The organism is Thioclava electrotropha, assembly GCF_002085925.2.
GTDB classification, from domain to species: Bacteria; Pseudomonadota; Alphaproteobacteria; order Rhodobacterales; family Rhodobacteraceae; genus Thioclava; species Thioclava electrotropha.
The window spans coordinates 2,524,479-2,536,904 of record NZ_CP053562.1 but is presented as its reverse complement, the minus strand read 5'-3'; the positions used below and the strand labels follow the sequence as shown (position 1 = coordinate 2,536,904).

Here is a 12,426-nt window from a genome sequence, read left to right as displayed (position 1 = left end):
CCGTCCCTCGGCACTGCCCTGCAAGCTGCGAAATGAGCGCGCCCCAATGACAAATGAAAAGGCTGCCGGGCCAAGCTCCGGCAGCCTTTTGCGATAATCGCGTCTGCCGAGGGCCGCCAAGCCCCCGGCCGCGTGCTTATTTCGCGATCCGGTCGAGGATGCGCGCCCAGGAGCGGATGCCCTTGTGGAAGCTTTTCACGTCGTATTTCTCGTTCGGGGAGTGGATCGCGTCGTCGTCATTGGCGAAGCCGATCAGCATCGCGTCCATGCCGAGGATCGACTTGAAGTAGTAGCCGATCGGGATCGAGCCGCCCATGCCGACGATGACCGCCTCGCGGTTCCATTCGTCGCTCAGCGCCTGACGCGCGGCTTCGAATTCGGGGCGCGACGTGTCCATCACGGAGGCAGGTGCGCCATCGAGATCACCGTCCCAGGTGATGCGCGCATCGACCGGCAAGCGTGCCTCGACATGGGCGCGCAGCGCCTTGCGGACGTGGGCCGGGTCCATGTCGCCCACGAGACGGCAGGTGATCTTGCAATGCGCCTCGGCCGGGATCACGGTCTTCGAGCCCGCGCCTTGATAGCCGCCCCAGAGACCGTTGATCTCCAGCGTCGGGCGTGCCCATTGCTGCTCCAGCGCCGAATAGCCCTCTTCGCCATGCGGCACGGTCATGCCCGCGTGCTGAAGGTATTCCTTCTCGTCGAAGCCGCAGGTCTTCCACGCTTCGAGCTGCTCGGCCGGGACTTCGTGGACGCCCTCGTAGAAGCCTTCGACCGCGACGCGGCCCTGATCGTCATGGAAGCTCGCGATGATCTTGGAAATCTCGCGCAGCGGGTTCAGCGCGGGGCCGCCGTAATGGCCCGAATGCAGATCGATGCGCGGCCCGTGCAGGGTGAATTCCTCCTTCAGCATCCCGCGCAAGGAGCCCGCGATCGAGGGCACGCCGGGCGAGACCATCGAGGTGTCGCAGATCAGCGCCAGATCGGAGGTCAGCTCTTCGCGGTTGTTCTCGAGGAAGGGCACCAGCGAGGGCGAGCCCGATTCTTCCTCGCCTTCAAGAAAGATCACAAGATTGCCAGGAAGCTCGCCGTTCACGGCCTTATAGGCGCGGCAGGCCTCGATGAAGGTCATCAGCTGACCCTTGTCGTCGGACGCGCCGCGACCACGGATGACGCGACCATTCTCGGTATCTTCGATCTGCGGCTCGAAGGGGGGCGTGTTCCACAGCTCCAGCGGGTCCACCGGCTGCACGTCGTAGTGGCCGTAGAACAGCAGGCGCGGGCCGTCGCCCTTGGAATGCGCAACCACCATCGGGTGCCCCGTGGTCGGGCGCAGTTCGGCGTCGAAACCCAGCGATTTCAATTCCTTGACGAGCCATTCCGCAGCTTCGTGGGTCTCTTCGCGATAGGCCGGATCGGTCGAGATCGAGCGGATTTTCAGCAGCTCGAAAAGACGGTCCATCGCGGCGTCCAGGCCGCTATCGATTTCGGTGAGAACCTCGTTCAGTGCCATGCAGGCCTCCTTTATTTTGGCCTCAGCCTAGGGCTGCGCGCGGGACTGTCCAGAGGGGGTGACGCAAGGGCGCGACAAATTGCGAAAACTGAATGTTTGCTTTTCATGACTATTTGCGACATTTTTGCGCTTCAGGGAGAGGAATTTGACATTTATCAATGTCGCGCTTTGTGGTGCCCGGTAGGGCAGACCCAGCGAACAGTCATGCAAGGGAAGCACGAGATGGATTACGACCGCGCACTCGATCAGGCGATTGACAAGCTGCACGAGGAAGGCCGCTATCGCGTCTTCATCGATATCGAGCGCGAGAAGGGTAATTTCCCCCACGCCGTCTGGACCAAGCCGGACGGGTCGAAGCAGGACATCACCATCTGGTGCGGCAACGACTATCTGGGCATGGGCCAGCATCCGGTCGTGCTGGCGGCGATGCACGAGGCTCTGGACGCCACCGGCGCAGGCTCGGGCGGCACGCGCAACATCTCGGGCACGACGGTCTATCACAAGCGGCTGGAGCACGAGATCGCCGATCTGCACGGCAAAGAGGCCGCGCTGGTCTTCTCCTCGGCCTATATCGCCAATGACGCGACGCTGAGCACGCTGCCCAAGCTGTTCCCCGGCCTCATCATCTATTCCGACGAGCTGAACCACGCCTCGATGATCGAAGGCATCCGCCGTAACGGCGGCGCCAAGCGCATCTTCCGTCACAATGACGTCGCTCATCTGCGCGAATTGCTGGCCGCCGACGATCCGGCTGCGCCGAAGCTGATCGCGTTCGAGTCGGTCTATTCGATGGATGGCGATTTCGGCCCGATCTCCGAACTGTGCGATCTGGCCGAGGAATTCGGTGCGCTGACCTATCTCGACGAGGTGCACGCAGTCGGCATGTATGGCCCGCGCGGCGCCGGTATCGCCGAGAAGCTGGGAGAGATGGACCGGATCGACATCTTCAACGGCACGCTGGGCAAGGCTTTCGGTGTGTTCGGCGGCTATATCGCGGCTTCGGCCAAGATGGTCGATGCCGTGCGCTCCTACGCGCCGGGCTTCATCTTCACCACCTCGATTCCGCCGGCGGTGGCGGCTGGCGCTGCCGCGTCGATCGCCTTCCTGAAAGGCGAGGGCGGTCAAGAACTGCGCGACAAGCAGCAGCTGCACGCGAAGATTCTCAAGATGCGCCTGAAGGGCATGGGCATGCCGATCATCGATCACGGCTCGCATATCGTGCCCGTGATCATCGGAGATCCCAAACATACCAAGGCCTTGTCGGACATGCTGCTCGACGAGTTCGGGGTCTATGTCCAGCCGATCAACTTCCCGACCGTGCCGCGCGGCACCGAGCGTCTGCGCTTCACGCCCTCGCCGGTGCACGACACCGGTATGATTGACGGTCTGGTCAAGGGTATGGATGCGCTTTGGGCGCGCTGTGAGCTGAATCGCGCCGAAGCCAGCGCGTGAGCCACATAGGCGCGTGCGCGGCTCGCTTGCTTGTGATAAGCCTTTGTTAATCGAAGGGGCTATTGGCTCCGAATCGACGCAGGCGGGAAAACGGCAGGGACAGGCAGCATGATCGGGCGAAGGGCTAAACCTTCGACGGGGGACGAAGTCAAACCTAAAGGGTTCGACGATTTCGAACTTCGTCTTGGCGATGTGATGCGCGGCGAGCGGGCGACGCTCGCCAAATCGCTCCTTGATGTCCAGCGCGAACTCCGGATCAAAGCAGCCTATATCGCGGCCATCGAAGCCTGCGATGTGGAAGCTTTCGACACGCCCTCCTTCATCGCGGGCTATGTGCGCTCCTACGCGCGCTATCTCGGCCTCGACCCCGAATGGTCGTTCCAGCGCTTCTGCAACGAGGCTGGCTATTCGCCCGCCCACGGCATGTCCGAAGCCGCCTCCGGTCCGAAGCCGCAGCGCGACCCGAAGGACATGGCCGAGGCGCTCGCCAACCCCGCCTTCATCCCGCGCAAGGAATCGATCTGGACCAAGATCGAGCCGCGCGCCGTCGGTGCGCTCTTCGTTCTGGCGCTGATCGGTGGCGGTATCGGCTATGGCGGCTGGACCGTGCTGCAGGAAGTGCAGCGCGTGCAGCTGACGCCCGTGGATCAGGCCCCCGGCGTGATGGCCGATCTCGACCCGCTCGACTCGGTCAAGGACGGGCCCGAGATGGCGCAGGCCGACGACACGCTGCCCGAGGTCACCCAACCCGAGCGCTCCGCGCGCATCTACCGTCCGGCGGCGCTCGACGCGCCGGTTCTGGTGTCGCGCGACGGGCCCATCGCTTCGATCGACCCCAATGCCACCGGCGCGCTGGCCGGGCAGGGCGTGGGCGCAGCCGCTCCGGGTCTGACGCCCAATCTCATCGGTCTGGCGCAGTCCAACACGTCCCCGAACACGCCGCAGGGCACGCAACTCGCCTCGGCGGCTGGCCCCGAGAACAATATCCAATCCGCCGTTGCCAAGGCGCTGGGAGCGGATCAGCCCGATGTCGTCGTGCTGGCCGTGCGCCCGTCCTGGGTGCGGATCAAGTCTGCCGATGGCGCGACCCTGTTCGAGAAGGTCATGGATGCGGGCGAACGCTACGTGCTGCCCAAGCTCGAAGAAGCGCCGACGATGCGCACGGGCGAATCCGGCGCGATTTATTTCGCGGTCAACGGCGTGACGCATGGCCCGGTCGGCAAGCGCGGTCAGGTCACGAAGAACATCAAGCTGTCGTCGGCCGCGCTGGACGAGGACTATCCGGTTGCCAATCTCGCGCAGGACAAGGACCTCGCGAAGATGATCGCCGTGGCCGATGCGGGCGATGCCGCCGCGCCGGCGCAGACCGACCAGCAATAAACCGCAGATCACGATCCGCCCCGGCCCGTTGCACCGCAGCGGGCCTTGGCGTATCAGGAGCCGAGGTCTCGAAGGAGCGTTTGCATGTCTCTCAACCCGGTCCGCCCGTGGCGCAATATCTACCGCCGCAAGTCTCGCCAGATCATGGTCGGAAATGTCCCCGTCGGGGGCGATGCGCCGATCTCGGTGCAGACGATGACCAATACCGACAGCTCGGACGTGCGCGCGACGCTCGATCAGGTGATCCGCGCGGCAGATGTCGGCGCGGATATCGTGCGCGTCTCGACCCCGGACGAGTCCAGCACCCGCGCCCTGCGCGAGATTTGCCGCGAAAGCCCGGTGCCGATCGTGGCCGACATCCATTTCCACTACAAACGCGCGATCGAAGCGGCGGAGGCGGGGGCGGCTTGCCTGCGCATCAACCCCGGCAATATCGGCGATGAGAAGCGCGTGGCCGAGGTCGTGCGCGCCGCCAAGGATCACGGCTGTTCGATCCGGATCGGCGTGAACGCGGGCTCGCTCGAGCGGCACCTGCTGGAGAAATACGGCGAGCCGTGCCCCGAGGCGATGGTCGAGAGCGCGATGGACCATATCCGCATTCTCGAGGATCACGATTTCCGCGAATACAAGATTTCGGTGAAGGCGTCGGACGTGTTCCTCGCCGCCGCTGCCTATCAGGGCATCGCCGAGGCGACCGACGCGCCGATCCACCTTGGTATCACCGAGGCAGGGGGGCTGACCTCCGGCACGGTGAAATCCGCGATCGGTCTGGGCAACCTCCTGTGGATGGGCATTGGCGACACGCTGCGCGTCTCGCTCTCGGCCGATCCGGTCGAAGAGGTGAAGGTCGGTTTCGAGATCCTGAAATCGCTCGGGCTTCGGACCCGCGGCGTGCAGATCATCTCCTGTCCATCCTGCGCGCGTCAGGGCTTCGACGTGATCGCGACCGTGGCGGAGCTGGAAGAAAGGCTCGAACACATCAAAACGCCGATCTCCCTGTCGATCATCGGCTGCGTCGTGAACGGTCCCGGCGAGGCGCTGATGACCGATATCGGCTTTACCGGCGGTGGTGCCGGATCGGGCATGGTTTACATGGCTGGCAAGCAGGATCACAAGCAGGCCAACGCGGATATGATCGACCATATTGTTGAATTGGTTGAGAAAAAATCGGCCGAGATCGAAGCGGAGAAAGCCGCCGCCGAATAAGCGGAAAAGTGCCGCAGCGCCCCCGAAATCGGCCCCTATCACGCTGCCGTGATAGGGTTCCGGGGGAACGAATTGGCGCCCCTCCACATTTCCCTCCCCACAACGGAGAGAGGCCGTCCCTCGTGGCGGTCAGGGTAATGAAGGAGGTAATTCCAATGACCCGCAAGTTCGCTACTATTCTCGCTGCTGCCGCCAGCACCACGATGATCGCCGGTACCGCTTTTGCCGAGACCAGCCCGCCGCTGATGGCCACCGCCCAAGGCGAGTTCGATATCCACGCCGGGGTCGAGGCCTCGTCGAAAACGATCGCGACGGTCTCCGACGGCACCATCGTCCCGGTGGAAGGCTGTCTTCCCGATGGCACGATCTGTCAGGTGACTTTCGATGGCATGAATGGCTATGCGCCCGCAGGCCAGCTCGGCGTGATGGTCGACGGCCAGATGGCGCTTTTGTCGACCGGCCCGCAATCGGTCACCGTGAACCAGATCCAGGTCCCGGGCGATAACGCCAACAAGGATGGCCAGGGTGCCGCGGCGCTGACCGGTGCGGCTGCCGGTGGCGCAGCCGGTGCGGCCGTGGGTGGTCCCGTGGGCGCCGTCGTCGGCGCGCTGATCGGCTCGGCCGGTGTGGGCGCTGCGGCCAAGCCCGAGCCCACCACGATCACCTGGGTCGAGAAGCACCCCGTCGCGCCGGTCTATCTCGACGGGGAAGTCGCGACCGGCAAGGTCATTCCGGACATGGTGACGCTGACGCCGGTGCCGGACAGCACCTATGCCTATGGCAACATCAACGACAACACGGTCTTCGTGAACCCTGATAGCCGTGCGATCGTCTACGTCGTGCCGGCCTCGTAAGGCTCGATGACAAATACCACCAAGAAAGCCGGCGCCTCACCGCGCCGGCTTTTTTATCGCGGCAAACATTTTGCACGCAGTCCTATCCGGTTCGCAGCCCAACGCGATCGACTTGCCGCGTCGCGGGCCTCGGCGAGCGGCATGGTCCTCGCCGCGGTCGAGCGCTCCGGCTATTGAACCGGGCCAATCGTCAACTCGCTCGCGGAAGCGCGTCTCGGTCCTCCAGAACAGCGGGAGATGTCGAGAATTGCGTCACGGCTTCGCGGAGCGCCTCGGCGAGGTCGTCGAGCATTTTGCTCGCGGCGGTGGTTTCTTCGAACATCGCGACATTCTGGCGGGTGGCGTGGTCGAGCTGTTCGACCGAGCCGTTGATCGCCGCGAGCGTGCGGGACTGTTCCTCGGAGGAGCGCGCCATCTGGGCGACGCGCTGTGAAATCTCTTCGACCGATTTCACGATGCCTTCGAGCGAGGCGACGGTCTTGCTGACGAGTTCGACGCCGGTGCTGACCTGTTGGCCCGAGGCTTCGATCAGTGCGGTGATCTCTTTTGCGGAGGCGGAGGAACGCTGAGCGAGGTCGCGCACTTCAGAGGCGACGACGGCGAAGCCGCGACCGGCCTCACCTGCGCGGGCAGCTTCCACACCAGCGTTGAGCGCAAGGAGGTTGGTCTGGAAAGCGATATCGTCGATCACCGAGGTGATGCGCTCGATCTGTTTCGAACTGGTTTCGATTTCGTTCATTGCGCGGATCGACTCGCTGACCACCGCGGCGCTTTCCTTGGCGACGGTTTCCGCATTGCTGGCGGCACTCGCGGCCTCGGCGGCCATTTTCGCGCCCGATTGCACCGAGGAGGTCAACTCGTTGAGCGAGGCGGCTGCGTCGGCAAGGGTGCCCGATTGCTTCTCGGCCCGGGTCGAGAGGGAGGCGGAGGCGGCGCTGATCTCGCCGATCTGCTGGCGGATGTCGACGCTGTGGCCGGTGACGAGGGCGATGGCGCCTTCGAGTTGTTCAATCGCCGTATTGAAATTGACGGCGAGCCCCGCGTAATCCGCATCGACCTCACCGAGCCGGGCCTTGAGATCCTTGCGCGAGAGCTGTTGCAGCGCGATTTCGAGCGCCTCGACGACGCGGGTCTGGCGCGCTGTGGTTTCGGCGCGTTCCTGGGCGAGATCCTCTTCGGCCAAGCGGGCGAGGCGGGTCGCTTCTTCGACCTCACGCGCGTTGCGTTCCGCATCGACGCGCAGCGCCTCTGCCTTTTGGGCGGCCTCGCTGGCGGCGTCCTGCATCTGCTGGGCGCGCGTGGTCTCTCCCTCCGCTCGGCGACGGGCTTCGTCGGCCTGGGTGGTGGCGTCGATCGCCTCTGCCATACGCTCTTCCATCGAACTTTCCATGCGGCGGCGGCTGAGAACGGCATAGACGAGCACCGCCGTTTCGATGGCGACGGTCGCGCCGTGGAAGAGCGAGCGCGAGACATTTTCCCATATATCCGCGCTGGGATAGATCAGGCTGGGCATCAGGACCGAGAGCGCGAGGTGATGCACCACCACAGTCGCGGCGGCGAAGAAGATCGCGCGGTTGTCGACCATCACGATCAGCACGGCCATCAGCGCGAAAAACGAAAGGTGCGCATCGATTTGCCACGGATGCCCGGAGAGCGCGGCGGTGAGGGCCACGGCCTGGCCAATCACCCCTTGCGCGAGGATGGTGTTGCCGCGCCGCCGGTCGCGCATCCGCCAACCGAGTAGAGCGGCAGAGGCGAAGACCCAGGCGGTCACGCTGGCCACGAGGAAGGCCGTGCCCACCAGATAGGCGGTTGCCGTGACGATGGCGGCCATGGCGACTGTCCCGAAGGCCAGCAATTTCCGCACCTGGCGCATATGCGTGTCTTTCTGTGGCGCTTGCACAGTGGTCGGCCCAGCGGTGTTCCCGTCAATCATCAGAGGTCCCTCAAATCTCGGCCGCCCCGCAGAGCCAGGCCATTTTCTTGGCGTCGAGAACGACCCATGCACCCGCTGCCCGCAGCCGGGCGAGCGCGCCCGGCGCATCTGCTGCCGCGAATTCCCCCAAGGGCGCGCGCACCGGTCCCACGGGGTGCGCTCCTGCGGCGGCGATCACCTGATCGGCGGCGCGCCAGGGTGGGACGACGACGAGGTAAAGCCCCGGTCGGTCCTCTGGCAGCATGCCGAGGGCGGCGATCGGCGCGCAGAGCACCGAGAGGGTCATAAGCAGCAATTCGAGTCGCATCACAGTCCTTTTCGAGGGCAGGCTACGCCCGATCCATTAACGGCCCCCTAAGACGTGAAAACTTCGGACTCTCACGGTAAACGACATGAAAACGCCGCCCGGATCGCGATGGACCCGGACGGCGCTTGCTATCTTTAAAATCTCAATCCGAAGAAGGCCTTGCGCGGCGTTCTTCAGATGCGGATCACTCGGCGTTGCGCTCTTCTGCGACCATTTTCGCCATCGCCGCTTCCGGCGCGTAGCCGCGCAGCAGCTGCCCGCCGATCACGAAGGCCGGGGTGCCCGAAATCGCCATGCGCTGTGCCAGCTGGTAGTTTTGACGCAGAACCTCGGTCACCTTTTCGTCGTTCATCTGCTTGAGGATCGGAGCGGGATCGAGGCCCTGGTCCTTGGCGATCTGGCTCAGGCTCTCGACGGTGAGATTGCCGCGCGCCTTCATCAGCGTGTCGTGCATCTTCGCATAGGCGTCGTCGCCGTCGATCTGCTTCGTCGCGACCGCGAAGCGCGCCGCCAGTTCCGACTGCTGGCCGAGGATCGGGAACTCCTTGACGATGAAGCGGATATTGCCGTCTTTCGAGATCAGGTCCGAGACCTCGTCATAGGCTTTTTTGCAGTAGGTGCATTTGTAATCCATGAACTCGACGACGGTGATGTCGCCATCGGGATTGCCGCCGACCCAGCTGTAGCCGTCCTCGAAAATATCCTTCGCATTAGTCTTGATCAGCTGCTTGTCGTTATCGGCTTGCTGGGCTTGCTGCTTGGCTTCCAGCTCGTTGATCGCCTCGACCAGAACCTGCGGATTGGCCATCAGATACTCGCGCACGGCGTCGCCGAAGGCGGTTTTCTGGCTGTCGGTCATGTTGGCGAAGTCGAAATCCTGCGCGGCTGCCGGGGTGAGCGGGGCGGCCGTGGCGAGCGCGGCGAAGGCGGTCGCGGCCAGAAGCGTGCGGAGCATGGGCGTATCCTTTGGATCGGGTCCTGTTGGTTCGCAAGCAACCTGACCGCTCGGGCGCGCGGGATCAAGAGGGCGTTAGCGCGCAGGGCGCGGCTTCATCGCGAGGCGCGCGGCGGCACATGTGTGCAGTGACGCCGCATTGACGCTCGGACGGCTTCGGCCTAACCCCTTGGGCGAAATCTCAAGCGGCAAGGAGAAGGCGGATGCGGCAGTCGAAACGCGGGCAGGTGGAACCGTTCATCGCGATGGATGTGCTGCGCATGGCGGCAGAGGCGGAGGCTGCGGGCCGCGACATCGTGCATATGGAAGTGGGCCAGCCGGGCACCTCCGCGCCGAAGGCCGCCAAGCGCCGTCTGGCCGAGGCGCTCGAGAGCCAGCCGATGGGCTACACGGTGGCGCTGGGGCTGCCCTATCTGCGCGAGGGGATCGCGAAGCTCTACAAGCGCTGGTACGACATCGATCTGGATCCCGCGCGCGTGGTCATCACTTCGGGCTCTTCCGGGGCGTTCCAGCTGGCCTTCACGGCGCTGTTCGATGTGGGCGACAAGGTAGGCCTAGGCGAGCCGGGCTATCCGAGCTACCGCCAGATCCTCAAGGCGCTCTCGATCGAGCCGGTGGGCATTCCGACCGAGGCGCAGAACCGCTACCAGCCGACGCCCGAGGAAATTCCGGACGATCTGGCCGGGCTGATCGTGGCCTCGCCGGGCAACCCGTCGGGCACGATGCTGGGCAAGCCGGAGCTGCAGGCGCTGATCGAGCATTGTCAGGCCCGCGACATCGCTTTCATCTCGGACGAGATTTATCACGGGCTGCAATATGAGGGCCGTGCGGTCTCGGCGCTGGAGATTTCCAACGACGTCTTCGTGATCAATTCCTTCTCGAAATATTTCTCGATGACCGGCTGGCGCGTGGGCTGGATGGTGGTGCCGGAAAGCCATCTGCGCACCGTGGAGCGTCTCGCGCAGCACATGTTCATCTGCGCCCCTCATGCGAGCCAGGTGGCGGCTCTGGGCGCGCTGGAGAGCCTCGACGAGATGGCCGAGAATGTCGCGCGCTATGGCGAAAGCCGGCAGATGCTGCTCGAAGAGCTGCCGAAGATGGGCTTCACCCGGATCGCGCCGCCGGATGGAGCGTTCTACCTCTATGCCGATGTGTCGGAGCTGACCGAGGATAGCGCCGCTTTCGCCGCGGAAATCCTCGAGAGCGTCGGGGTGGCGGTCACGCCGGGGATGGATTTCGACCCCCATCGCGGCGCGCAGACGATCCGGTTTTCCTATGCGCAAAGCCCCGAGCGGGTCGCCGAGGGGATCAAGCGGCTGCGGAGCTTCATGGAGAACCGCTGAAGATTTGCGGTGAGGGGTGAGCCGGATCAAACGGCCTTCCTGTGGAAGGACGTCCGGCGAACGCCCGTAGCGCAAGCGGAGGGCCGGACGGGCGCGTCGCATCGTTGATGGCTGGTCGCCCGCGCCAAGTCAGCCCCATTCGCCCTTTGCTCCGCGCGACCCCGGCCGCTATAGTGCCCGCAAAACGAAAGCGCATAAAAACGGGGCGCGTATGATCGGGCGGTTCATTCTTCTTCTCGCGATGTCTCTCGCGCTGGCTCTGCCTGCGCGGGCGCAGGACCTGTCGGCCTTGGCGCAATATGCGCCCGACCGCAGCCAGATCGCGCAAAGCGGCGATAAGGTCGCGATCACGCTCGGGATCAGTCAGCCCGTGCCGTATCGCGCCTTTCTGCTGGCCGATCCCTACCGGCTCGTCATCGACTTCCGCGAGGTGAATTTCGGGGCCAACCCGCCTGAAAACCTGCTCAAGGGCAGCGATGCGATCAAAGGTCTGCGCTGGGGCAAGTTCCGGCCCGGCTGGTCGCGGCTGGTGGCCGAGCTTGCCCATCCGATGCGCCTCGTCACCTCTGAAGAGCGCACCAAGGGCGACCCCGAGATCGCGCTGACGCTGGCGCAGGTGCCCGCAGCGAAGTTCACCCCGCGCAAGGGGGCCGCCGATTCCGCCCTATGGGATCTGCCGCAACCCGCGCCGACCGTCGCGCCGCATCGCCGTCAGGACGGGACGCGGCCGCTGAAGGTGGTGCTCGATCCCGGCCATGGCGGCATCGATCCGGGGGCGGAGGATGGCGGCGCGCATGAGGCAGATATCGTGCTGGGCTTTGCCCGCCAGCTGCGCGACGCGATGCGCCGGGCGGGGATGCAGGTGGTGATGACCCGCGATCAGGACGTGTTCGTGCCGCTCGAAACCCGCGTGACGGTGGCGCGCGCGGCGGGGGCGGATCTCTTCATCTCGCTCCACGCGGATTCCATCGCCGAAGGTCGGGCGACCGGCTCCACGATCTACCGGCTCGCCGATCACGCCGAGACCGAGGCGACCCGCAAGCTGGTGCAGCGCCACGACCGCGACGATATCCTCGCAGGTGTCGATCTGAACGGGCAGGGCGATGCGATCACCCATATCCTCGTCGATCTGGCGCGGCGCGATACGCAGCCGCGCTCAGTCCGGCTGTCGCAGGTGCTGGCGGGCGCGATCAAGGGGGCGGGGCTGCATATGCACAAACACCCGGTGCAGGGCGCGAATTTCTCGGTGCTGAAATCGCCCGATATCCCTTCGGTCCTCGTGGAGCTGGGCTTTCTGTCGTCGCCCGCCGATCGCGCGCGGCTCAAGGACCCCGACTGGCGCGCGCGGATGGCCGCGGCGCTCACGAAAGGCGTCGAGACGTGGGCGCAGGGCGATGCGGCCGAGGCCAAGCTTTTGCGCCAATAATCGCGTTTTGTTCCCGGTCTGACGCGCGGTCATCCGCCCATTGGGCGGGATTGT

General features: G+C 64.8%; 10 protein-coding genes. 6 read left to right on the top strand and 4 right to left on the bottom strand.

Annotation, left to right across the window (positions count from 1 at the left end):
* Positions 1-136: 136 nt before the first annotated feature.
* On the bottom strand, positions 137-1,513 hold the full coding sequence (locus AKL02_RS12060; RefSeq protein WP_078540522.1) for a dipeptidase: 1,377 nt from the start codon (positions 1,511-1,513) through the stop codon (positions 137-139).
* A gap of 222 nt (positions 1,514-1,735) precedes the next feature.
* Here AKL02_RS12060 and hemA point away from each other — a divergent pair, with 222 nt between their 5' ends.
* From hemA to AKL02_RS12040, 4 genes are all read left to right on the top strand, one after another.
* Positions 1,736-2,965, top strand: coding sequence for a 5-aminolevulinate synthase (gene hemA, locus AKL02_RS12055; protein WP_078520969.1), 1,230 nt, complete (start codon positions 1,736-1,738; stop codon positions 2,963-2,965).
* Positions 2,966-3,073: 108 nt separating this feature from the next.
* Positions 3,074-4,345, top strand: coding sequence for a helix-turn-helix domain-containing protein (locus tag AKL02_RS12050; RefSeq protein WP_083077434.1), 1,272 nt, complete (start codon positions 3,074-3,076; stop codon positions 4,343-4,345).
* 84 nt (positions 4,346-4,429) lie between these two features.
* Entirely contained in the window at positions 4,430-5,551 is a 1,122-nt protein-coding gene (ispG, locus tag AKL02_RS12045) for a flavodoxin-dependent (E)-4-hydroxy-3-methylbut-2-enyl-diphosphate synthase (RefSeq protein ID WP_083077432.1), read from the top strand.
* A gap of 155 nt (positions 5,552-5,706) precedes the next feature.
* A complete protein-coding gene (locus AKL02_RS12040; protein WP_078540526.1) occupies positions 5,707-6,405 on the top strand; it encodes a DUF1236 domain-containing protein in 699 nt (232 codons plus the stop codon).
* Positions 6,406-6,595: 190 nt separating this feature from the next.
* On the opposite strand, the gene AKL02_RS12035 is transcribed toward AKL02_RS12040, so the two are convergent.
* The 3 genes from AKL02_RS12035 to AKL02_RS12025 all read right to left on the bottom strand — a co-directional run bounded on the left by AKL02_RS12035 (position 6,596) and on the right by AKL02_RS12025 (position 9,603).
* Positions 6,596-8,239, bottom strand: coding sequence for a methyl-accepting chemotaxis protein (locus AKL02_RS12035; RefSeq protein ID WP_165756957.1), 1,644 nt, complete (start codon positions 8,237-8,239; stop codon positions 6,596-6,598).
* A 112-nt stretch (positions 8,240-8,351) separates the two neighbouring features.
* A complete protein-coding gene (locus tag AKL02_RS12030; RefSeq protein ID WP_083077427.1) occupies positions 8,352-8,648 on the bottom strand; it encodes a hypothetical protein in 297 nt (98 codons plus the stop codon).
* A 184-nt stretch (positions 8,649-8,832) separates the two neighbouring features.
* Positions 8,833-9,603, bottom strand: a complete 771-nt coding sequence (locus AKL02_RS12025; protein WP_083077425.1) for a DsbA family protein — start codon at positions 9,601-9,603, stop codon at positions 8,833-8,835.
* A 203-nt stretch (positions 9,604-9,806) separates the two neighbouring features.
* Here AKL02_RS12025 and AKL02_RS12020 point away from each other — a divergent pair, with 203 nt between their 5' ends.
* A complete protein-coding gene (locus AKL02_RS12020) occupies positions 9,807-10,946 on the top strand; it encodes a pyridoxal phosphate-dependent aminotransferase (RefSeq protein ID WP_083077422.1) in 1,140 nt (379 codons plus the stop codon).
* Positions 10,947-11,157: 211 nt separating this feature from the next.
* Positions 11,158-12,372 (top strand): N-acetylmuramoyl-L-alanine amidase, encoded by a 1,215-nt coding sequence (locus AKL02_RS12015; protein ID WP_108722347.1) that lies wholly within the window; start codon positions 11,158-11,160, stop codon positions 12,370-12,372.
* Positions 12,373-12,426 lie beyond the last annotated feature (54 nt).